Genomic DNA, 22,932 nt, shown 5'->3' on the forward strand with positions numbered 1-22,932 from the left:
TCGCATATCGCCGCACGCTTTCACCATCAAATCCAGAAAACAAATTTCATGAAATTCATCTCGCGAAAGTCAAAGAACCAAATTTTAATAATGCTAATCACCTGGCTGTCGCCCATACTGCTCGGCGGAGGATTGTCTCACGCACAAACATGCCAGTACGTGCCATACAACCCATCCCCTTTCTTTGACTGGACATACAACGACGGAAATATCCTCGTTCCGCCGAGAGCCCCCAACGGAACGGTGCTTGCATCCGGAATATTCGAATATGGCTACAGCTGCCAGGCCAACCCACACGGCGCAGGAGGATGGCGAATTGGATTTGCAGTCGACTACCGACTATCCAATATACCAAATGTATTCATCGCAAGAAGCGGGGGTTACTGGGGATCAATTGGATTCAGAATCACCAATGCCGATTCTGGCGAAGTAATGATAGGATCCGGCCAGGAATGGCAGCCGCCGATTAAGGACACCTTTCCAATTACCGGAAAATTGAGAATAAAAATAGAGGTGGTCAAGGTAAACAATGAACTATACAACTACCTCCCCGTAGGCGCCGGGTTAACGGGCGAATACGTCTTCATGATGAATATTTACAACCGAACAAGCGGTGAGCGCACGCTGACGTGGCGGTTTTTTTGGAAGAAAAACGGCACAACCATTCAAACAATGCAGGAAAGCTGCAGCGTTTTGACTCCCTCGATCAATGTACCTTTGCCGGCAACTGCTGCCAGCAAACTAAAGACGATCGGTGCGACGGCCGGGGATACCCATTTCAACATCAGCCTGTCCTGCAAATCAGGCTCAAAAGTATATGTGACGCTGACGGATCTGACCGATCAGGGCAATTTGACCGACCAATTGACACTCACTCAGGATTCCTCTGCACGAGGCGTCAAGTTGCGGATTCTGAAAGATGGCAATCCAGTCAGCTATGGCCCGGATTCCATTTCATCCGGCAACCCGAACCAATGGTATGTCGGACCGTCAGCTACGACGACCAGCATTCCGCTAAGCGCGCAATACATCGCCACCGGCCCGGTTTCCGCCGGAACGGTTAAAGGCGTCGCGACATTCACGATGAGCTACCAGTGATCGCTGTCGCTCAGCAAAACTGAATTTGCGAGGAACGATCGGCCACCGAACGCTTTCGGGCCACCGGCATTCCTCGAATGCCACCGTTCAGTCGGTGGTCAACCCAGGCTTCCGCTTCGCAGTAGACCCTACTGCATCGGGGGACCAGCAATGGAAGAAGTCACGCGTCATCCGAATTGCCAGCCATGGCACAAGGATGATTTGACGACGATATCCATTTATTTAAATAGCACTAAAGGAATTGACATGAAATTCGCACTGTCGAGCATCGCCACTCTCACCGTCGCCGCAGCAGCCGCCCTGCCGGCCATCTCGCACGCCGCCGACGGCACGCTCACCATCAACGGCAAGATCGGCACGCAAACCTGCACGATCGATGGCGCAGGTACTGGCGGCAAGGACTTCGCGGTCGCGCTGCCGAAGGTGTCGACGTCGTCGCTCGCGGCCGGTGGCGCGACGGCCGGCCGTACTCCGTTCAAGATCGGCCTGAAGAACTGCTCGCCGGCCTCGGGCAACGTCTATACGCACTTCGAGCCGGGCACGACGGTCAACTCGACGACCGGCCAGTTGCTCAACGCATCGGGTTCGGCGAGGAACGTCGAGATCGGGCTGCTCAACGGCGACTCGACCAACATCGGGCTCGGCAAGGCCGACGAAAACTCGAAGGCGGTCGCGCTGACGAACGGCGCAGCTGACCTGCCGTATTACGCGCAATACGTCGCGACCGGCGGCGCGGCCGGCCAGGGCACGGTGAACACGTCCGTGATGTACTCGATCATGTATCAGTAAGCGGCGATACGGCGCGCACCCCGCGCGCCAGCGCACCGGTTGCAGTCGGCCGGTACGCGTCTGCCGTCCGGCGGCCTGCGGGCGCGACCCTCCGCGCGCCCGCAGGCTGTCCCGCCGGTCGGCAGACATCCCACGCACTCCCTCCTGCCTTCCTGCCTTCCTGCCTTCCTGCCTTCCTGCCTTCCTGCCTTCCTGCCTTATGCGCCCACCGCACGGTCAACGCACGGTCAACGCGCACCAACGAATCACCGCGCCTCACCCGCCCCTTTCTGCGTCGCGCCCACTGTGCACGCCACTCGCAATATTCGAACGCGTCCGATTTCCCAATTAACCCAAATAAGTTAATTTTCACCCATTCAACACGACTCGAGGTGTACGGGTGAACTTGAGCCCCCTTGTTCCACAGGTTTGCAAGAACCGCCGTCTGGTGTATTCGGCGCTGCTCGCCGGCGCGGCGCTGCCGTGGCCGTCCATCGCACAGGTCACCGGTAGCGGCCCGCAACGCGCAGACGGCATCGTGCTCGAAGTCGCGCCGGGTGACTATTCGACGAGCGAATCCGGCGATGCCGTGCTGGCCGCCGTCAACGGCGGCCTTTTGGCGACCACCGGCAAGACTCGCGTGTTCTCGACCGGCATCGGCGCCGCAGGCGCGGCCGCATGGGGCCCGAACTCACGCCTCGCACTGCGCGATACGGAAATCCGGACTCGCGGCGGCTCCGGCGCCGGCATCGACATCCGCTACGGCGGCAGCGCTACGGCGGAACGCATCTCGATCGATACCGATGGCGACTATGCACACGGCGCGTCCGTCGACGGCGCGAAGGGCCGGCTCGACCTCTCCAATAGCGTGATCGTGACGCGCGGAAAGGAGGCGTACGGCATCATGGCCAACCTTGTGCCGGACGGCACCGTCGACGTGACCGACACGCTGATCCGCACCAGCGGCCTGTTCGGTGTCGGTGTATCGCTCAATTACGGCGGCATCCGGGCCACGCTGATCCGCACCGATATCAGGACGAGCGGCGACTATGCATCGGTGTTGTTTCTGCCCGGCGCCTCGACTGCGTCATTCGGCGACTCGCACCTCGAAACCGACGGCGACTACGCGCTCGGCGTGGACACCCGCGAGGGCGGCGTCGACCTTGCCCGCACGCGCATCGTCACCCACGGCCGGAGCGCTCACGGGCTGTACGCGTCGAAGGAATACACGGAGACGCCCTTCGTGCAAGCAATCGATACGGACGTAACCACCACGGGCGCCCGCTCGATCGGCGCACTCGCCCGACTCGGCGGCAAGGTCGCAATGACGCGCGGCAGCATTGCGACAAGCGGCGAGCGCGCACGCGGCGCGATGTCCAGCGGCAAGGGCTCCACCGTCACCCTTGCCGACATGACTGTCGAGACGCACGGCGCCGAGGCCGATGCGCTCTACGCGAGTGCCGGCGGCACGATCGACCTGTTCCGCACCGACACGCGCGCGACCGGTGCCGGCTCGCATGCCGCGGCCATTCACGGCGGCACGCTGACCGTCGACGAAGGCTCGCTCGTCAGCGAACGGCACGGCGCGATCTCCGCATCCAATGCCGACATCACATTGCGCAACGGCACGCGCGCGGCAGGCGGCAACGGCACGCTGCTGTCCGTGCGCGCGGAGACCGGCGCGCCAGTGCGGCTGGCACTTGAGACCGGCGCGCAAGCCGAAGGCAACATCGCCAACCTGCCCGACGACGACGGCAACCCGACACCCGCCGTCACCGACGTCGCGCTATCCGGCGCGTCCACCTGGACCGGCGCGACCGACGCGGTTCGCGCGCTGTCGCTCGACAGCGGCAGCCAGTGGACCATCACCGGCGATTCGACGGTCGGCTCGATCGTGCTGAACGACTCGGCGATCGCATTCGCCGCGCCCGGCGCCGGCGCGCCGCGCTCGCTCGTCGTCAACGGCGACTACACGGCCCGCGACGGCCGGCTGCTGGTCTACACGACGCTGCACGACGACACGTCACCCACCGACAAACTCGTGATCGACGGCGGGCATGCATCGGGCAACACGGCCCTCGTCGTGAAGCATTCGGGCGGCTCGGGTGCGCAAACGACGGTCGGCATCCCGCTCGTCGAGACCCGCAACGGCGGCACGACCGACGTCACGGCGTTTACGCTCGATACCGGCTCGGACGGCTATCGCCGCGGCTTCGGCACGCTGTCCGCCGGCGGCTACGACTACATGCTCGCGCGTGGCGGGCAAGGCGGCCACGCGGACGACTGGTATCTCGTTTCCGCCGCGAAGCCCGAACCGCCCGTCGACCCGGAAACCATACCGCCGCCGCGAACCATCGCGCCCGAACCCGATGCCTATCTCGCGAACGCCGACGCAGCCGCGGCGATGGTGATCCACACGCTGCGTCAGCGCGAGGATCGTTCGCTGCGCACCGACGGCGCGGCTGCGGGCCCGCTCGACGGCGCCGGCTGGATGCGCGCCGAAGGCCAGTTCACGTCGATGTCCGGCGGCGCACGCAGCGTGTCGGGCAACGGCCGGCTGCTTCACGCAGGCGCCGACCTGCTCCGCTTCGACGATGGCCGCGGCGGCCGCATCCGGGTCGGCGCGATGGGCCTCTACGGCAGCCAGACGAGCTGGTCGACGCGCGCGCTGTGGAACGCGGCCGAGCAACGCACGGCAGACGCCACCGCGCGCGGCAGCGTCGAAGGCTACAACGTCGGGCTGTACGGCACCTGGTACGGCAGCCACGACATCCTGTCCGGCCCGTATGTCGACGCGTGGTTTCTGTATGGCACCTATGCCAACCGCGTCGGCGGCAGCCTCGCCGGCGATTCGTACCGGTCGCGCACGGTCACCGGGTCGCTCGAGGCAGGCCATTCGTTCCGCTTCTACACGCGCGGCAATACGCGCTTCTTCGTCGAACCGCAGGCGCAGCTCGTCGTGTCCGACTATCGCGCGGCGGCGCACGCCGCGGCGGGCGGCTACCTCGACGGCCAGGGCTCGACCGACGTACTGACCCGCGTCGGCGTACGCGTGCACGGCGTCACCGCCGTCGCGCCGGGGCGCGAACTGCGGCCTTACGTCGAGGCGAGCTGGTGGCACGGCCCCGGTGCGCGATCGCTGACGCTCGACGGCAACGCGTTCTCGTTCAGCGTGCCGCGCGACCGGGCCGCGTTCCGGATCGGCGCGACCGGGCAGGTGTCGAAGCGTTTCGCGGTGTCGGCCGGCCTCGGCGTCGACGCGAATCTGTCCGACTACGCGGTGGTCAAGGGCGAATTCGCGGCGAAATACCGGTGGTGAGCATGCGATGCGACGCGGTGGCCGGGCTGGCGCAGCGAGCCGCCCGCCGTCGCGCCTCGCCCGGCGCCACCGCCGGGACCTGTGTCAGCCGCGGCGGCGCCAGCCGGCCCGCCCGGCGCCACCCCAACGCGCTCCGGGCAATTTCCGCTATACTTTGCCGACTGCCGCCCCTCGGGCGGCAGCCAGAAACGCGCCGATTTGCTGACTCGATTGCGGGCGCGCGAACCAGCCAGGGCCTTGATTCGTCCTCGCCCGGCGGTTCACTACAAATGCGGCTAAAGAGGTCGTCAGCCGCGCATCTCCGACTCCGCGCATCGCCGACACCATTTAGCTGCCCAGTCATAAGGCGGAACGAATGGAATCGATCGGCATCGTCGCTCCACAGACCATGCACTTCGCCGAACCGCTGCGCTTGCAAAGCGGCAGCGTGATCGGCAACTATCAGCTCGTCGTCGAGACGTACGGCGAACTCAACGCCGCGCGCTCGAACGCGGTGCTCGTCTGCCACGCGCTCAACGCGTCGCACCACGTCGCCGGCGTCTACGCGGACGATCCGCGCAGCACCGGCTGGTGGGACAACATGGTCGGCCCGGGCAAGCCGCTCGACACCAACCGCTTCTTCGTGATCGGCGTGAACAACCTCGGCTCGTGCTTCGGCTCGACCGGCCCGATGAGCGTCGACCCGTCCACCGGCAAGCCGTACGGCGCGAGCTTCCCGGTCGTCACCGTCGAGGACTGGGTGCACGCGCAGGCGCGCGTCGCGGATGCGTTCGGCATCGAGCGCTTCGCCGCGGTGATGGGCGGCAGCCTCGGCGGGATGCAGGCGCTCGCGTGGAGCCTGATGTATCCGGAGCGCGTCGCGCACTGCATCGACATCGCGTCGACGCCGAAGCTGTCCGCGCAGAACATCGCGTTCAACGAGGTCGCGCGCTCGGCGATCCTGTCCGATCCCGATTTCCACGGCGGCGACTACTACGCGCACGGCGTGAAGCCGAAGCGCGGCCTGCGCGTCGCGCGGATGATCGGCCACATCACGTACCTGTCCGACGACGACATGGCCGAGAAATTCGGCCGCGCACTGCGCCGCGCCGACGGCGCGCTCGACGCGTACAACTTCAGCTTCGACGTCGAGTTCGAGGTCGAGTCGTACCTGCGCTACCAGGGCGACAAGTTCGCCGACTACTTCGACGCGAACACCTACCTGCTGATCACGCGCGCGCTCGACTACTTCGACCCGGCCAAGGCGTTCGACGGCAACCTGAAGGCCGCGCTCGCGCACACGCAGGCAAAATACCTGATCGCGAGCTTCTCGACCGACTGGCGTTTCGCGCCGGCCCGCTCGCGCGAGATCGTGAAGGCGCTGCTCGACAACAAGCGCACGGTCAGCTACGCGGAGATCGATGCGCCGCACGGCCACGACGCGTTCCTGCTCGACGACGCGCGCTATCACAACCTGATCCGCGCGTATTACGAACGAATCGCCAACGAGGTAGGAGCATGAACCAGCAAGCGCTGAATTCCCTGTCCGCGCGCGCGGACTTCCGCACGATCGCGCGCTGGGTCGAACCGCGCTCGACGGTGCTCGACCTCGGTTGCGGCGACGGCTCGCTGCTCGCGCTGCTGATGGAAGAACTGGACGTGACCGGCTACGGGATCGAGCTGAACGACGCGGGCGTGCTCGCGAGCGCGAAGAACGGCATCAACGTGATCCAGCAGAACCTGGAAGACGGCCTGCGCCTGTTCGAGGACCACAGCTTCGACATCGCGATCCTGTCGCAGACGTTGCAGACGATCCACCAGACGGCCGCGATCCTGCGCGAAACCGCGCGGGTCGGGCGCGAGTGCATCGTGTCGTTCCCGAACTTCGGCTACTGGCCGCACCGGCTGTCGGTGCTGAACGGCCGGATGCCGGTGTCGAAATCGCTGCCTTACCAGTGGCACAACACGCCGAACGTGCGGGTGCTGACGATCGAGGATTTCGAGGCGCTCGCGCCCGAAGTCGGCGTGACGATCCTCGACCGCGTGGTGCTGCACGAAGGCCAACCGATTCGATGGGGAGCGAACTGGCGTGGTAGTCTTGCTGTCTACCGCGTCAAGCGCAGCTGAGCCGGGGAGCCGTTGACGGACGCCGTCGGCCCGCACATACGTGCGGCCGCGCCGCTGCGCGCCCCGCGCCGCCGCCTGCGCTGCCGCCGCAATCAGTCAACGCTATCCAGTTCCAGTCCATGTCGAAAACGCCACACGAGGCGCCCGCACTCACCGCTCACGAGGATCACCCCGGCTGGCGCGCCTACCTGAACACGCACATGCTGATCTGCGTGTTCCTGGGCTTCACGTCGGGTCTGCCCCTCTTCACGCTCGTCTACCTCGTACAGGCCTGGCTGCGCTCCGAGGGCGTGAACCTGAAGGAAATCGGCCTGTTCGCGCTGATCCAGTTCCCGTACACGTGGAAGTTCCTGTGGGCGCCGCTGATGGACCGCTACGTCCCGCGCCTGCCCGGCTGGCGGCCGGGCCGCCGGCGCGGCTGGCTGCTGCTCACGCAATTGCTGGTCGCGGGCGCGATCGCCGCGCTCGGCTTCGTGTCGCCGCGCGACTCGATCTGGACGGTCGCCGCGCTCACCACGCTCGTCGCTTTCTTCGGCGCAAGCGCCGACATCGTGATCGATGCCTATCGCCGCGAGCTGCTGCGTGATACCGAACAGGGCCTCGGCAACGCGATCCACGTGAATGCGTACAAGCTCGCCGCGCTGATCCCCGGCTCGCTGGCGCTGATCCTGTCCGACCACCTGCCGTGGGACGTCGTGTTCGCGATCACCGGCGCGTTCATGCTGCCGGGCATCCTGATGACGCTCGTCGTGCGCGAGCCCGAAGTGGTCGGCACGCCGCCGCGCAACCTGCGCGACGCGATCGTGCTGCCGTTCCGCGAATTCATCCAGCGCGACGGCTGGGCCGGCGCGCTGCTCGTCATCGCGTTCATCTTCCTGTTCAAGATCGGCGACACGATGGCCACCACGCTGTCGACGTCGTTCTTCCTCGACATCGGCTTCTCGCGCACCGAGATCGGGATCGTCGCGAAGACCACCGCGCTCGTCGCGAGCGTCGCCGGCGGCATCATCGGCGGCATCTGGCTCGTGAAGATCGGCATCGGCCGCGGGCTGTGGATCTTCGGCGCGCTGCAGATGGTGTCGACGCTCGGCTTCGCGTGGCTCGCGCAGCTCGGCCCCGGCTCGCCCGTGCTCGCGATGCTCTACGACTTCACCGTGTCGACGAGCCATGCGATCGCGTCGGTACTGTCGGTGTTCGGCATCGCGGTCACGCCGCAATTCAGCCCGATGACCGTTGCGCTCGCGCTCGTGTACGGCTTCGAAACCTTCACCACCGGCCTGACGATGGCCGCGTTCGTCGCGTACATCGCGAGCACGACCGACCCGCGCTATACGGCCACGCAGTTCGCGCTGTTCACGAGCCTCGCGTCGGTGCCGCGCACGCTCGCGTCGGCCGCGAGCGGCTTCATCGTCGCGAAGATCGGCTGGTTCGACTACTTCATCGTGTGCACCGCGCTCGCGATTCCCGGCATGCTGCTGCTGTTCAAGATCGCGCCGTGGAACGGGACCGCACGCAATGGCGAGGCCAGCCGTGCGCAGTAACGCCCTGCACCGCCTCGCGCGCGTTGCGGCTTCGTTGAGCGTCGGCGCCGCGGCGCTCGCCGCGACGTGGGCGCACGCGTCCGACACCGCCGCGACTGCAGCGGGCTCCACGCCGGCTGCCGCACCCGCTATTCCGGCCGCGCCTGCGACTTCCGCCGCATCCGTCGCGCCGGCCACCGCCGAACCCGCGCAGCCGACCGGCGGCGCCGCGTCGGCGAAGGCTTATGCGCAGACATCGCAGCAGGTCCGCTACGGCGACGCCATTGCCTTCCGCACGCTGATCCCGTCGCCACTGCTCGAGCAGCTCACCGCGAACGAATACGCGCAGATCGTACAGGCGGCCGCCGACAGCAACCGCCTGCTGCCGGCGAACCAGCCGCGCGTGAAGCGCCTGCGCGCGATCGTCGCGAAGCTCGCGCCGTATTCGGTGAAATGGAACGACCGCGTGAAGAGCTGGGCGTGGGACGTCAACGCGATCCGCTCGCGCGACATTCGCCTGACCTGCCTGCCGGGCGGCAAGGTGCTCGTGTACGGCGGCCTGCTCGACCGCGTCCGCCTGAACGACGACGAGCTCGGCGTGCTGCTCGCGCACGGCATCGCGCATGCGCTGCGCGAACACGCGCGCAGCAACTTCAGCGCGACGTCGCAGACGTCGCTGCGCGCGGCCGCGTTGCCGCCGCTGTTCGGCGTCGGCGAACCGCTGCCGCAGGCACTGAACCTCGGCGAACGCCTGCAGTCGCTCCACTACGACCCGACCGACGAGACCGAAGCCGACGTGATCGGCGGCGACATCGCCGCACGCGCGGGCTTCGATCCGCGCGCGGCGATCACGCTGTGGGACAAGCTCGCGGTCGCGACGCGCGGGAACAAGGCGACGGGCTTCATCTATACGCACCCGTACAGCACCGCCCGCCGCCAGGACCTGCTGAACCGCCTCCCGGATCTCATGCCGCTGTACGCGAAGGCCGTGGGCAAGCGCGTCGACACGCTGCCCGATTACGCGGGCATCAGCGCGCAGCGTCGCAAGGTCGTGCGGCGCTGAGGATGCGGCAGCGCTACACGTCGCTTCCCCACGCGTGGCACTGCCGCTGCACGCCGCCGTTCGCTCAGGTCGTCAGGTCGATCTCCGCCCGATCGCCGACCGGCCGGGCGCCGCTTTCGCGCATCCAGCGCACCTCGTCACCCGGGCTGCGGCCGAACAGCCGCTTGAACTCGCGGCTGAACTGCGACGCGCTCGCATAGCCGACCCGCGCGGCCGCCGCGCCGGCGCCGATCCCGTCCTGCACCATCATCAGCCGCGCCTGATGCAGGCGTGCCGCCTTCACGTACTGCATCGGCGACGTCGCCGTCACGTGCTTGAACTGCGCGTGGAACACCGCGAGGCTCATGCCGGCCTCGCGCGCGAGCGTCTCGACGTCGAGAGCGGCCTTCAGGTCCGCATGGATGCGCCGCAGCGCCTTCGCGATGCGGCCGAAGTGATGCTGCTGGACGAGCGCCGCGCGGATCGCGTCGCCCTGCTCGCCCGTCAGCACCCGATACGCGATCTCGCGCATGATCGCGGGGCCCAGCACGCGCGTGTCGTGCGGCGACGCGAGCGCTTCGAGCAGTCGCAGCACGGCATCCGCCAGCGGCGCGTCGAGCGGCGTCGAATCAACGCCGAGCGGCTCGCTGACGGGCGCACCCAGCGTCTCGTCGAGCAGGATCGCGAGCTCGGCGATCACCGCGAGATCGACGCGGATCGAGATCGCGAGAAACGGCTCGTCCTGGCTCGCGAAGGTCTCGCATTCGAACGGCAGCGGCACCGACAGCACGAGATACTGCTGCGCGTCGTACACGAACGAACGCTCGCCGAGATAGCCGAGCTTGCGCCCCTGGCACACGACGACGATGCTCGGCTCGTACAACACGGGCATGCGCGGCGCCGGACGGCTCACGCGGATGAAGCGCACGCCGTCGAGCGCCGCGAGCGTGTCGCCCTCGTTCGGCGCGAGACGCGTATGCAGCTCGACCATGCGGCGCTGCACACGGTCGCCCGTGTCGGTGAAAAGGGGCTCGAAGCTCATCTGCGTGGTCCTGTCCGGCAAGAGAATCTGGCTCGCAATGTAGCACCTGGAACGTGTTTTGACGGCTGTTTGCACGCAGTTAGAGAGGAATAGGCAAATCTTCCAGACCTTCGGGTATTTCACTGCGGCGCCGCGCTCCTTACGATGACGTCCTGCCTCGCCGCATCGCCACATGATGCGACGGCAGTCTGTTTCGCCGGATGCTTTCCGGACAAGGAGCCCATCGCATGAGCACTACCTATGCCTACGCGGCGACCGATTCGCGCTCGCCGCTCGCCCCGTTCGAATTCCAGCGTCGCGCGCTGCGCGACCTCGACGTCCAGATCGACGTCCTCTACTGCGGCGTCTGCCACTCGGACCTGCACCAGGCCCGCAACGAATGGCGCAACACGATCTATCCGGTCGTGCCGGGCCATGAAATCGTCGGCCGCGTGACCGCGACCGGCCCGGACGTGACGCGCTTCAAGGTCGGCGAGCTGGTCGGCGTCGGCTGCCTCGTCGATTCGTGCCGCACCTGCGCGAGCTGCGAAGAAGGCCTCGAGCAATATTGCGAGAACGGCTTCGTCGGCACCTACAACGGCCAGGATCGCGTGACGGGCGACATCACGTTCGGCGGCTATTCGACGCAGCTCGTCGTCGATGAGGCGTTCGTGCTGCGCGTGCCCGAGACGCTCGACCCGGCCGGCGCCGCGCCGCTGCTGTGCGCGGGGATCACGACCTACTCGCCGCTGCGGCAGTGGAACGTCGGCCCCGGCAAGAAGGTCGGCATCGTCGGGCTCGGCGGCCTCGGCCACATGGGTGTGAAGCTGGCGCGCGCAATGGGGGCGCACGTCGTGCTGTTCACCACGTCGCCGTCGAAGATCGAGGACGGCAAGCGGGTCGGCGCGCACGAAGTCGTGATCTCGAAGGACGAGGCGCAGATGAACGCGCACCTGAACAGCTTCGACTTCATCCTGAACACGGTCGCCGCGCAGCACGACCTGAACCCGTTCCTGCACCTGCTCAAGCGCGACGGCACGATGACGCTGGTCGGCGCGCCGGAGCACGACCATCCGTCGCCGCAGGTGTTCAACCTGATCTTCAAGCGCCGCCGCCTCGCGGGATCGCTGATCGGCGGGATCGCGGAAACGCAGGAAATGCTCGACTTCTGCGCGGAGCACGGGATCACGTCGGATATCGAAACGATTCCGATGCAGCAGATCAACGCGGCCTACGAGCGGATGCTGAAGAGCGACGTAAAGTACCGGTTCGTGATCGACATGGCGTCGATCAAGCAGTAAGCGCCGAAGGCGATACGCACGATCGCCGCCCCAAGCGAAACGGGCCGCATGTTCGACATGCGGCCCGTTTTCGCATCCGGCTGCTGCGCGCGCGGCGCGGCGCGGCACATCCCTCGCGGAACATCACTTCTTGTAGTCGTAGTCCACCGTCAGCGGCGCATGGTCGCTGAACTTGATGTCCTTGAAGATCGACGTGCTTTTCGCGGTGCCGGCCACGCCCGGCGTCGCGATCTGGTAATCGATCCGCCACCCGACGTTCTTCGCATACGCCTGGCCGCGGTTGCTCCACCACGTGTACTGCTCCGGGCGCTGATCGAGCGTGCGGAACACGTCGACATAGCCGACATCGTCGAACAGCTTCGTGAGCCATTCGCGCTCTTCCGGCAGGCAGCCCGAATTCTTCTGGTTGCTCTTCCAGTTCTTGATGTCGATTTCCTTGTGGACGATGTTCACGTCGCCGCACAGGATTACCTCGCGCTTTTTCTTCAGCGCGGCGAGGTGCGGCATGAACTCGTCCATGAAGCGGTACTTCGCCTGCTGGCGCTCTTCGCCGCTCGAGCCGGACGGCACGTACACCGACACGACCGACAGCTTGCCGTAGCGCGCCTCGACATAGCGCCCTTCGGCATCGAATTCGCTGCTGCCGAAGCCGATGATCACGTCATCGGGCTCGCGGCGGCTGTACACGCCCGCGCCGCTGTACCCCTTCTTCTCGGCGTGGTGGAAATAGCTCTTGAAGCCGTGCGGCTCGACGAATTCGGCCGGAAGATCATCGGCCGAGACCTTGATTTCCTGCACGCACACGCAATCGGCGTTCTGTTCGCCGAGCCACTCGAAGAAGCCCTTCTTCGCGGCGGAGCGGATGCCGTTCAGGTTGGCGGTAATCACTCGCATCATGTCGGATTCCGTTCAGTTCGATGTTTTTCAGGGGGGGCAGCTTAGCGGATCTTCACGCCTTCGAGCTCGGGCTTCGGCGGCGGGAATTCCAGCTTCATGTCGGTCATCGTGCGCAGCAGCAGCTCGGCGATCATCACGTTGCGGTGCGTCTTCGAGTTCGCCGGGATCACGTACCACGGCGCATGCTCGGCGGACGTCGCGGCGAGCGCGTCACGGTACGCGGACTGGTACGCGTCCCAGTGCTTGCGCGCGTCGAGATCGGAGATGTCGAACTTCCAGTGCTTGGTCGGATCGTCGATGCGCGCCTGCAGCCGCGCGCGCTGCTCGTCCTTCGAGATGTGCAGGAAGCACTTGATGATCGTCGTGCCGTTCTCGACCAGCATCGTCTCGAAATCGCGGATCTGCCGGTAGCGGCGCTCGCATTCCTTCGTGTCGATCAGGTCGAGCACGCGCGGCACGAGCACGTCTTCATAGTGGCTGCGGTTGAAGATCGCGAGCTCGCCCGCGGCCGGCACCTGCGCATGCACGCGCCACAGGAAGTCGTGCGCGGCCTCGATCGGCGTGGGCGCCTTGAACGACACGACGCGCAGGCCGAGCGGATCGACCTCGCGGAACACCGCGCGCACGGTGCCGTCCTTGCCGCTGGTGTCCATCCCCTGCAGCACGAGCAGCACGCGCTTCTTCTGCTGCGTGTGCAGGCGCTCCTGCTGCACGTCGAGCTCGGTCGACACGGCCGACAGCCGTGCGCGGTCGTCGTCCTTCGAACCGGACGAGAACGGCTTCGCGGCCGGGTCGAACGCATCGAGCTTGAATGCTGCGGCTTCCTTCTCGCGCGTGCAGTACGGCACGCGGAAATCGTCGAGCGACGGTTGTTTCGCCATTCGTTCCTCCGTTGGACGCTGTGGTGCATACGATAACGCATCCACCAAAACGCAACGGGCCGCCCCGATCCGGTTCGGGGCGGCCCGTCGTCATGCGCGGTTCAGGCGCGCGGTCATGCTCAGCCGAGCTTCTTCTTCAGCAGTTCGTTGACCTGCTGCGGATTGGCCTTGCCCTTCGTCGCCTTCATTGCCTGGCCGATCAGCGCGTTGAACGCCTTTTCCTTGCCTGCACGGAATTCCTCGACCGACTTCGCGTTCGCCGCGAGCACTTCGTCGATGATCGCTTCCAGCGCGCCGGTGTCGGAGATCTGCTTCAGCCCCTTCGCGTCGATGATGCGGTCGGCCGCGCCTTCGTCGGTCGCCTTCTCGTCCCAGATCGTCGCGAAGATTTCCTTCGCGATCTTGTTCGAGATCGTGCCGTCGGCGATGCGCTGCAGCACGAGCGCGAGCTGCGCGGCCGACACCGGAATCGCGTCGATTTCGATGCCGTCGCGGTTCAGCTGCGACGAGACGTCGCCCATCAGCCAGTTCGCGGCGATCTTCGCGTTCGCGGTGCCGGCCTTCGCGACCACGGCCTCGAAGTACGCGGCCATCGCCTTGCTCGACGTCAGCACGCCGGCGTCGTACGCGGACACGCCGTATTCGTCGGCGAAGCGCTGCTGCATCGCGGCCGGCAGCTCGGGCATCCCGGACTGCACGCGCTCGATCCAGTCCTGGCCGATCACGAGCGGCATAAGGTCGGGGTCGGGGAAATAGCGGTAGTCGTGCGCGTCTTCCTTGCTGCGCATCGATTCAGTCTTGCGCTTGTCCGGATCGTACAGACGCGTTTCCTGCACCACCTCGCCGCCGTCCTCGATCAGCTCGATCTGGCGACGCACTTCGTAGTTGATCGCTTCCTCGAGGAACCGGAACGAGTTCAGGTTCTTGATTTCCGCGCGCGTGCCGAACTTCTCCTGGCCGACCGGGCGTACCGACACGTTCGCATCGCAGCGGAACGAGCCTTCCTGCATGTTGCCGTCGCAGATACCGAGCCACACGACGAGCCCGTGCAGCGCCTTCGCGTAGGCCACGGCCTCGGCCGCGCTGCGCATTTCCGGCTCGGTGACGATCTCGAGCAGCGGCGTGCCCGCACGGTTCAGGTCGATCCCCGTCATCCCCGCATAGTCTTCATGCAGCGACTTGCCGGCGTCCTCTTCGAGGTGCGCGCGAGTCAGGTTGATCGTCTTCTCATACGCCGGCTTGCCAGCCTTCTCGTTGGCCGGTACCTGGATCGTGATCGTGCCGCCCTGCACGACCGGAAGCTCGTACTGGCTGATCTGATAGCCCTTCGGCAGATCGGGGTAGAAATAATTCTTGCGCGCGAAGATGCTGCGCGGCGCGATGGTCGAGCCGATCGCGAGGCCGAAGCGGATCGCGCGTTCGACCGCGCCGCGGTTCAGCACCGGCAGCACGCCCGGCAGCGCCAGGTCGACCGGGCAGGCCTGCGTGTTCGGCTCGGCGCCGAACTGCGTCGACGCGCCGGAGAAAATCTTCGAGACGGTCGACAGTTGCGCGTGCGTCTCGAGACCGATGACGACTTCCCATTGAGTTGCCATATGCTTACGCTCCAGCCGGAACTTGCTTGTGCCAGTCGGTCGCGCGCTGGAACGCGTCGGCGACCTGCAGCATCCGGGCTTCGTTGAAATAGTTGCCGATGATCTGCAGGCCGACCGGGCGCTTCGCATTCGCGCCCGCGCCGAAGCCGCACGGCACGCTCATGCCGGGCAGGCCGGCGAGGCTCACCGACAGCGTGTAGATATCCGCGAGATACATCTGCACCGGATCGTCGCCCTTGGAGCCGAGATCCCATGCGACCGTCGGCGACGCCGGGCCCATGATCACGTCGCAGGACTTGAACGCTTCCTGGAAATCGTTCGCGATGATGCGGCGGATCTTCTGCGCCTGCAGGTAGTACGCGTCGTAGTAGCCGTGCGACAGCACGTACGTGCCGACCAGGATCCGGCGCTTCACTTCAGGCCCGAAGCCTTCCGCGCGCGACTTCTTGTACATGTCGAGCAGGTCGCCGTACTGCGCGGCGCGGTGGCCGAAGCGCACGCCGTCGAAACGCGACAGGTTCGACGACGCTTCCGCCGGCGCGATCACGTAGTACACGGGGATCGACAGTTCCGTCTTCGGCAGCGACACCGGCACGAGCGTCGCGCCGAGCGCTTCGTATTGCTTGAGCGCCGCGTCGATCGTCGCGCGCACGTCGTCGGCGAGGCCATCGCCGAAATACTCGTTCGGCAGGCCGATGCGCAGGCCGGCGAGCGGCTTGCCCGCGTCGTTGCCGGCCGCCCACGGCTGGCCGAGGTGGCGCGTGAAATCCTCGTCGTCGCGCTCGAGGCTCGTCGAGTCGCGCTCGTCGAAGCCGGCCATCGCATTCAGCAGCAGCGCGCAGTCGGACGCGCTCTGCGCCATCGGGCCGCCCTGGTCGAGCGACGACGCGAACGCGATCATCCCGTAGCGCGACACGCGGCCGTAGGTCGGCTTGATGCCGGTGACGCCCGCGAACGACGCGGGCTGGCGGATCGAGCCGCCGGTGTCGGTGCCGGTCGCGGCCGGCGCGAGGCGCGCGGCCACCGCGGCCGAGCTGCCGCCCGAGCTGCCGCCCGGCACCGCGTTCGTGTCCCACGGGTTCTTCACCGCGCCGAACGCCGAATTCTCGTTCGACGAGCCCATCGCGAACTCGTCCATGTTGGTCTTGCCGAGCGTGACCATGCCGGCCGCCTGCAGGCGGGCGACGACGGTCGCGTCGAACGGGCTCTCGTAGTTCGCGAGCATCTTCGAGCCGGCGGTCGAGTGCCAGCCGCGCGTGACGAAGACATCCTTGTGCGCGATCGGCAGGCCGGTGAGCGCACCGCCCGCGCCGCGCGCGAGCTCGGCATCGGCGGCTTTGGCCTGCGCGAGGGTGAGATCGGCGTCGACGTGGACGAACGCGTTCAGGTCGCGCGCGGCTTCGATCCGTTTCAGGTAGAGCTGCGCGAGCTCGACGGCCGAGCATTCCTTGGCGGCAAGCGCGGCGCGCAGTTCGGTCAGGCTTTTTGCGTGCATTGAGTGGTTTTCCTGGGAATTCTGGGTGGCGCGCGGCGCAGCGGCGGCGGCGCGCTTGTCATCGAATGCTTACTCGATCACCTTCGGCACGAGATAGAGGCCGTCCTGGACGGCCGGCGCCGGACGCTGGTTGTCGTCGCGATTGACGACTTCCGTCACGGCGTCGTCGCGCAGGCGCTGCGCGACTGCCTGGATCTGTTCGATCGGGTGGGCGAGCGGCGCGATGCCGGCGGTGTCGACCGCCTGCATCTGCTCGACGAGGCCGAAGAGTTCATTGAGCTGGCCGAGCATGTGCTCGGCGTCGGCGTCGGCCATTTCGAGTCGCGCCAGGTGCGCGATGCGTTTCACATCGGTCAGGGTCAGGGCCATGCGATCACCGGAAAAACAAGGCTGCGCAGCGCATCAAAAGCAACACTGCGGCGGGGGGTTGGAGGGTGCGATCCCACCCTCAAAAATCGGGGCCGAAGCGGCAAAAATACCGCCCGTTTCGATTCAAATACCGTGAAATTATAAGGTATCATTACGCGTTCGACCCAAACCCGGCAGCCTTTTCCCGCACCGTTTCGCCCCGCTTCGGCAGGCCGTGCGTGCATCGTGCGATCCCCGGTAGACATCACTCGCAGCTTCGTGCGCCGCGGCGGCCGCTTCCGCCACGCTTCCCGAGGCTGTTATTTTTTCCGCTGCCGCCCTCAGCGCTCGCTATGCAGGGCCGGCCCAGAGCGAAACAGGATTCTGAATGTTCGGTTTTTTGCGCAGCTACTTCTCCAACGATCTCGCGATCGACCTCGGCACCGCAAACACCCTGATCTACATGCGCGGCAAGGGCATCGTGCTCGATGAGCCCTCCGTCGTGTCGATCCGCCAGGAAGGCGGCCCCAACGGCAAGAAGACCATCCAGGCAGTCGGCAAGGAAGCCAAGCAGATGCTCGGCAAGGTGCCGGGCAACATCGAGGCGATCCGCCCGATGAAGGACGGCGTGATCGCCGACTTCACCGTCACCGAGCAGATGATCAAGCAGTTCATCAAGACGGCCCACGAGTCGCGCATGTTCTCGCCGTCGCCGCGCATCATCATCTGCGTGCCGTGCGGCTCGACCCAGGTCGAGCGCCGCGCGATCAAGGAAGCCGCGCACGGCGCCGGCGCCTCGCAGGTCTACCTGATCGAAGAGCCGATGGCCGCTGCGATCGGCGCGGGCCTGCCGGTGTCGGAAGCCACCGGCTCGATGGTCGTCGACATCGGCGGCGGCACGACGGAAGTCGGCGTGATCTCGCTCGGCGGCATCGTGTACAAGGGTTCGGTGCGCGTCGGCGGCGACAAGTTCGACGAGGCGATCGTCAACTACATCCGCCGCAACTACGGGATGCTGATCGGCGAACAGACCGCCGAGGCGATCAAGAAGGAAATCGGCTCCGCGTTCCCGGGCTCCGAAGTCAAGGAAATGGAAGTGAAGGGCCGCAACCTGTCGGAAGGCATTCCGCGCAGCTTCACGATCTCCAGCAACGAAATCCTCGAAGCGCTGACCGATCCGCTGAACCAGATCGTGTCGTCGGTGAAGATCGCGCTCGAACAGACGCCGCCGGAACTCGGCGCCGACATCGCCGAACGCGGGATGATGCTGACGGGCGGCGGCGCACTGCTGCGCGACCTCGATCGCCTGCTCGCGGAAGAAACCGGCCTGCCGGTGCTCGTCGCGGAAGATCCGCTCACCTGCGTCGTACGCGGTTCGGGCATGGCGCTCGAGCGCATGGACAAGCTGGGCAGCATCTTCTCGTACGAGTGATCGTCCAGGCAGTTCCCTGACATGACGCAACCGCGGCGTGGCCGGCTCGCTCGTTTAGAACGAACCGCCGCGCCGTTTGCGCGTCTGAGCATCATTTAACCGATCATTCGCGCCCGGCGCCGACCATGGAATACAGTCCGCCGCCCCTCTTCAAGCAAGGTCCGCCCGCGCTCGCGCGGCTCATCTTCTTCGTTGCCCTCGCCATCGCGCTCCTCGTCTCGGACGCGCGCTTCAGCACGCTCGAAATCGTCCGCGGCGTGCTCGGCACCGTGCTCTATCCGCTGCAGCGCGCCGCGCTCGTGCCGCGCGACCTGTTCATGGGCGCGGCCGACATCGCCGTCACCGGCGCATCGCTGCGCCACGAGAACGACGACCTCCGCAAGCGCAACCTGCAGCTGTCCACGCAAGCCAACCAGGCCGCCGTGCTCACGCAGGAGAACGCGCACCTGCGCGCGGTGCTCGAGCTGCGCCAGCACATCGCGACGCAATCGACGCCGGCCGAGATCCAGTACGACACGAGCGATCCGTTCACGCAGAAGATCGTGATCGGCCAGGGTTCGCAGCAGGGCATCCAGAACGGCGCGCCCGTCGTGAGCGAAAACGGCGTGGTCGGCCAGGTCACGCGCGTGTTCCCGCTGCAGTCCGAAGTCACGCTGGTCACCGACCGCGATCTCGCGATTCCCGTGCAGGTGCTGCGCACCGGCCTGCGCAGCGTGATCTACGGCACGCCGAAGGGCGATTCGCTCGATTTGCGCTTCGTGCCGACCAGCGCGGATCTCGTCGTCGGCGACGAGCTCGTCACAAGCGGCCTCGACGGCGTCTATCCGCCCGGCCTGCCGGTCGCGAAGGTCGTGCGCGTCGACAAGCTCGCCGATACGGCGTTCGCGCGCGTGACCTGCGCGCCGATCGCCGCCGTGCGCGGCGCGCGCCAGATGCTCGTGCTGCATTACCAGAACGACATCCCGCCGCGCCCGGCCGAGCCCGATCCGGCCGCCGACAAGAACGCGAAGGGCAAGAAAGGCGCGAAAGCCGCCGCGAAGGGCGAGAAGAGCGAGAAGGCCGACAAGGCTGACGCGAACGCGAAGCCGGCCGCCGCGGCCCAGTCCGGCGCGAAGCCTGCGGCACCAGCCGCGCCGGCCAAGCCCGCCGCCACGCCCGCGAAGCCCGCGGCCGGGCAATCAGGAGCCCAGCGATGAATCGCCCGCAATACATCCTGCAGCCGGTCAATCCGTACTTCATCGTCTTCAGCCTCGCCGCCGCGTTCCTGCTGAACCTGATGCCGTGGGGCCGCCTGCCCGGCGTGCCCGACTTCGTCGCGCTCGTGCTGCTGTTCTGGAACATCCACCAGCCGCGCAAGGTCGGGATGGGCGTCGCGTTCGCGCTCGGCATCCTGATGGACGTGCATGACGCGGGGCTGCTCGGCGAGCATGCACTCGCCTATACGCTGCTGTCGTACGGCGCGATCACGATCCACCGCCGCGTGCTGTGGATGCCGATCGGCGTGCAGGTGCTGTACGTCACGCCGCTCCTGGTCGTCGCGCAGCTCGTGCCGTTCGTGATCCGCCTCGTGATGGGCGCCGCGTTCCCGGGCTGGCGCTACCTGGTCGACGGCTTCGTCGAAGCCGCGCTGTGGCCGATCGCGAGCCACCTGCTGCTGATGCCGCAACGCCGCCCGGTCGATCCGGACGATACGCGCCCCATCTGAGCCAGGGCCTGCCTTGAATACCCGCCGCCTCCACGCCCGCCGCGCTCCGCGCTCCGGGGCGGCACCTCGCCCGCGCCCGCACGCCGTGCGCGGGCCAGATAGACCTTAGCCGCATGACCGAATTCAACGACACCCAACAGCAGCTCTCGAAGTTCCGCCTGCGCGTCGCGGCGGCGGGCGTGTTCGTGTTCGTCTGCTTCGGGCTGCTCGCGAGCCGCTTCTTCTACCTGCAGCTGATGCAGCACGGCAAATACGCGCTGCAGGCCGAGGAAAACCGCATCTCCGTCGCGCCGATCGTGCCGAACCGCGGGATCATCACCGACCGCAACGGCGTGATCCTCGCGAAGAACTATTCGGCCTATACGCTCGAGATCACGCCGTCGAAGCTCGACGACACGCTCGACAACACGATCGACAAGCTGTCCGAGATCATCCCGATCGACGCCCGCGACCGCCGCCGCTTCAAGAAGCTGCAGGAAGACTCGAAGAACTTCGAGAGCCTGCCGATCCGCACGCGCCTCACCGACGCCGAAGTCGCGCGCTTCACCGCGCAGCGCTTCCGCTTCCCCGGCGTCGACGTGCGCGCACGGCTGTTCCGGCAATATCCGCTCGGCACGACGGCCGCGCACGTGATCGGCTACATCGGCCGGATCTCGAAGCGCGACCAGGATCGCATCGACGCGATGAGCGACGACAACGACAGCGATCAGGAAAACTACGATCCGCGCCGCGACGCGAACAACTACAAGGGCACCGACTACATCGGCAAGATCGGCGTCGAGCAGAGCTACGAGACCGAGCTGCACGGGCTGACGGGCTTCGAGGAAGTCGAGGTGACGGCCGGCGGCCGGCCGGTGCGCACGCTGTCGCGCACGCAGGCGACGCCCGGCAACAACCTCGTGCTGTCGCTCGACATCGGGCTGCAGCAGGTAGCCGAGCAGGCGTTCGCCGGCAAGCGCGGCGCGCTGGTCGCGATCGAGCCGAAGACGGGCGACGTGCTCGCGTTCGTGTCGTCGCCGAGCTTCGACCCGAACTCGTTCGTCGACGGCATCGACCAGCAGACCTGGGACGAGCTGAACAACTCGACCGACAAGCCGCTCCTGAACCGCCCGCTGCACGGCACCTACCCGCCCGGCTCGACGTACAAGCCGTTCATGGCGCTCGCCGGCCTGACGCTCGGCAAGCGCACGCCGGGCTGGGGCTTCCAGGATCCCGGCTACTTCACGTTCGGCGGCCACACGTTCCGCAACGACGTGCGCTCGGGCCAGGGCTGGGTCGATATGAACAAGGCGATCATGGTGTCGAACGACACCTACTTCTACATGCTCGCGCGCGACCTCGGCGTGAACTCGATCGCGAACTTCATGAAGCCGTTCGGCTTCGGCCAGATCACCGGGATCGACATCCAGGGCGAGGCGCGCGGGATCCTGCCGTCGACCGACTGGAAGAAGAAGGCGTTCAAGAAGGCCGCGCAGCAGAAGTGGTTCGACGGCGAGACGATCAGCCTCGGGATCGGCCAGGGCTACAACTCGTTCACGATCCTGCAGCTCGCGCACGCGACCGCGACGCTCGCGAACAACGGCGTCGTGATGAAGCCTCACCTCGTGAAGGAAGTCGAGGATCCGATCACGCGCGGGCGCCGCCTGACCGTGCCGAAGGAAAGCGAAACGATCCCGCTCAAGCAGGCCGACATCGACGTCGTGAAGCGCGGGATGGAGAACGTGATCGAGAACCCGTCCGGCACCGCGTACAAGGTGTTCCGCGGCGCGCCGTACCTCGCCGCCGGCAAGACCGGTACCGCGCAGGTGTTCTCGCTGCAAGGCTCGAACTACAAGGGCCACCTGCTCGCCGAGCACCTGCGCGACCACGCGCTGTTCATCGCGTACGCGCCGGTCGACCATCCGCAGATCGCCGTCGCGCTGGTCGTCGAGAACGGCGGCTGGGGTGCGCAGGCCGCCGGCCCGATCGCGCGCCGCGTGCTCGACTTCTTCCTCGTCGACCGCCAGAACCCGCAGAACGAGGCCGCGGCCGTGGCTGCCGCGGCGTCGGCGACCGAACCCATCAACGCACCGGTGATCGGCGACGCGAACAAGCCGGCTGCCGTCGCGGCCGGCTTCACCGCGCTGCCGCAGCCGGTCGTGCCGACCGCGGCCAGCGCGGCGGAAGCAGCATCGGCCGCGGCCGCCTCCGAAGCATCGGCTGCCGCCAGCGCCGCCCCGCCGGCCAGCGCCAGTGCCGCTGCGCCGAGGGCCGCGAGCCTGCCGCCGATCCGGCGCCCGCACCGGCCGCGCCGGCCCGCCAGCGATGCGCAGCCGCTCGTCGCCACGCCGCGCGACGACAATCACCGTGCAACGGCCCCCGCGAAGGCGGCGGACGCCGGCACCGCTCATTAACGGAGAAAGGC

At 66.6% G+C, this 22,932-nt stretch carries 18 protein-coding genes; 12 read left to right on the forward strand and 6 right to left on the reverse strand.

Going from position 1 to position 22,932, the window contains the following annotated elements; all coding sequences use genetic code 11:
* Window positions 1-48 precede the first annotated feature (48 nt).
* The 7 genes from CFB39_RS17230 (at window position 49) to CFB39_RS17265 (ending at window position 9,874) form a co-directional block, all read left to right on the forward strand.
* Window positions 49-1,098 carry a fimbrial protein gene (locus CFB39_RS17230; RefSeq protein ID WP_089473730.1) on the forward strand — a complete coding sequence of 350 codons (1,050 nt, stop codon included), beginning with the start codon at window positions 49-51 and terminating at the stop codon, window positions 1,096-1,098.
* A 246-nt stretch (window positions 1,099-1,344) separates the two neighbouring features.
* Window positions 1,345-1,887 carry a fimbrial protein gene (locus CFB39_RS17235; protein WP_089473731.1) on the forward strand — a complete coding sequence of 181 codons (543 nt, stop codon included), beginning with the start codon at window positions 1,345-1,347 and terminating at the stop codon, window positions 1,885-1,887.
* 379 nt (window positions 1,888-2,266) lie between these two features.
* A complete protein-coding gene (locus tag CFB39_RS17240; protein WP_089473732.1) occupies window positions 2,267-5,185 on the forward strand; it encodes an autotransporter outer membrane beta-barrel domain-containing protein in 2,919 nt (972 codons plus the stop codon).
* A gap of 355 nt (window positions 5,186-5,540) precedes the next feature.
* Entirely contained in the window at window positions 5,541-6,686 is a 1,146-nt protein-coding gene (locus CFB39_RS17250) for a homoserine O-acetyltransferase (protein ID WP_089473733.1), read from the forward strand.
* Window positions 6,683-7,291: a methionine biosynthesis protein MetW gene (metW, locus tag CFB39_RS17255; protein ID WP_006755281.1), complete on the forward strand. Its 609-nt coding sequence runs from the start codon at window positions 6,683-6,685 to the stop codon at window positions 7,289-7,291. The genes CFB39_RS17250 and metW overlap by 4 nt, the downstream gene beginning before the upstream one ends.
* A 119-nt stretch (window positions 7,292-7,410) precedes the next feature.
* Window positions 7,411-8,832 carry an AmpG family muropeptide MFS transporter gene (locus CFB39_RS17260; RefSeq protein WP_089473734.1) on the forward strand — a complete coding sequence of 474 codons (1,422 nt, stop codon included), beginning with the start codon at window positions 7,411-7,413 and terminating at the stop codon, window positions 8,830-8,832.
* A complete protein-coding gene (locus CFB39_RS17265) occupies window positions 8,822-9,874 on the forward strand; it encodes a M48 family metallopeptidase (RefSeq protein ID WP_089473735.1) in 1,053 nt (350 codons plus the stop codon). Before CFB39_RS17260 ends, CFB39_RS17265 begins: the two co-directional genes overlap by 11 nt.
* A gap of 64 nt (window positions 9,875-9,938) precedes the next feature.
* Here CFB39_RS17265 and CFB39_RS17270 read toward each other — a convergent pair whose 3' ends face one another.
* Entirely contained in the window at window positions 9,939-10,895 is a 957-nt protein-coding gene (locus CFB39_RS17270) for an AraC family transcriptional regulator (protein WP_089473736.1), read from the reverse strand.
* A gap of 227 nt (window positions 10,896-11,122) precedes the next feature.
* On the opposite strand from CFB39_RS17270, the gene CFB39_RS17275 reads away from it, so the two are divergent.
* On the forward strand, window positions 11,123-12,175 hold the full coding sequence (locus tag CFB39_RS17275; protein WP_089473737.1) for an NAD(P)-dependent alcohol dehydrogenase: 1,053 nt from the start codon (window positions 11,123-11,125) through the stop codon (window positions 12,173-12,175).
* A 123-nt stretch (window positions 12,176-12,298) separates the two neighbouring features.
* On the opposite strand, the gene CFB39_RS17280 is transcribed toward CFB39_RS17275, so the two are convergent.
* The 5 genes from CFB39_RS17280 to gatC form a co-directional block, all read right to left on the reverse strand.
* Window positions 12,299-13,072, reverse strand: coding sequence for an exodeoxyribonuclease III (locus CFB39_RS17280; RefSeq protein ID WP_046544183.1), 774 nt, complete (start codon window positions 13,070-13,072; stop codon window positions 12,299-12,301).
* Window positions 13,073-13,113: 41 nt separating this feature from the next.
* Window positions 13,114-13,953, reverse strand: a complete 840-nt coding sequence (locus tag CFB39_RS17285; protein ID WP_089473738.1) for a polyphosphate kinase 2 family protein — start codon at window positions 13,951-13,953, stop codon at window positions 13,114-13,116.
* Between the two features lie 119 nt (window positions 13,954-14,072).
* A complete protein-coding gene (gene gatB / locus CFB39_RS17290) occupies window positions 14,073-15,548 on the reverse strand; it encodes an Asp-tRNA(Asn)/Glu-tRNA(Gln) amidotransferase subunit GatB (RefSeq protein ID WP_089473739.1) in 1,476 nt (491 codons plus the stop codon).
* Window positions 15,549-15,552: 4 nt separating this feature from the next.
* Window positions 15,553-17,043, reverse strand: a complete 1,491-nt coding sequence (gatA, locus tag CFB39_RS17295) for an Asp-tRNA(Asn)/Glu-tRNA(Gln) amidotransferase subunit GatA (RefSeq protein WP_089473740.1) — start codon at window positions 17,041-17,043, stop codon at window positions 15,553-15,555.
* Window positions 17,044-17,112: 69 nt separating this feature from the next.
* Window positions 17,113-17,412 (reverse strand): Asp-tRNA(Asn)/Glu-tRNA(Gln) amidotransferase subunit GatC, encoded by a 300-nt coding sequence (gatC, locus tag CFB39_RS17300; RefSeq protein ID WP_089426585.1) that lies wholly within the window; start codon window positions 17,410-17,412, stop codon window positions 17,113-17,115.
* Window positions 17,413-17,779: 367 nt separating this feature from the next.
* Here gatC and CFB39_RS17305 point away from each other — a divergent pair, with 367 nt between their 5' ends.
* The 4 genes from CFB39_RS17305 to mrdA all read left to right on the forward strand — a co-directional run bounded on the left by CFB39_RS17305 (window position 17,780) and on the right by mrdA (window position 22,921).
* Window positions 17,780-18,823, forward strand: coding sequence for a rod shape-determining protein (locus CFB39_RS17305; RefSeq protein ID WP_004189550.1), 1,044 nt, complete (start codon window positions 17,780-17,782; stop codon window positions 18,821-18,823).
* Window positions 18,824-18,948: 125 nt separating this feature from the next.
* Window positions 18,949-20,019 (forward strand): rod shape-determining protein MreC, encoded by a 1,071-nt coding sequence (gene mreC, locus CFB39_RS17310; RefSeq protein ID WP_089473741.1) that lies wholly within the window; start codon window positions 18,949-18,951, stop codon window positions 20,017-20,019.
* Window positions 20,016-20,528, forward strand: a complete 513-nt coding sequence (gene mreD, locus CFB39_RS17315) for a rod shape-determining protein MreD (RefSeq protein WP_009687274.1) — start codon at window positions 20,016-20,018, stop codon at window positions 20,526-20,528. Before mreC ends, mreD begins: the two co-directional genes overlap by 4 nt.
* Window positions 20,529-20,641: 113 nt before the next feature.
* A complete protein-coding gene (mrdA, locus tag CFB39_RS17320) occupies window positions 20,642-22,921 on the forward strand; it encodes a penicillin-binding protein 2 (protein WP_089473742.1) in 2,280 nt (759 codons plus the stop codon).
* Window positions 22,922-22,932: the final 11 nt, after the last annotated feature.

This window comes from Burkholderia sp. AU6039 (assembly GCF_002223365.1).
Taxonomy (GTDB): domain Bacteria; phylum Pseudomonadota; class Gammaproteobacteria; order Burkholderiales; family Burkholderiaceae; genus Burkholderia.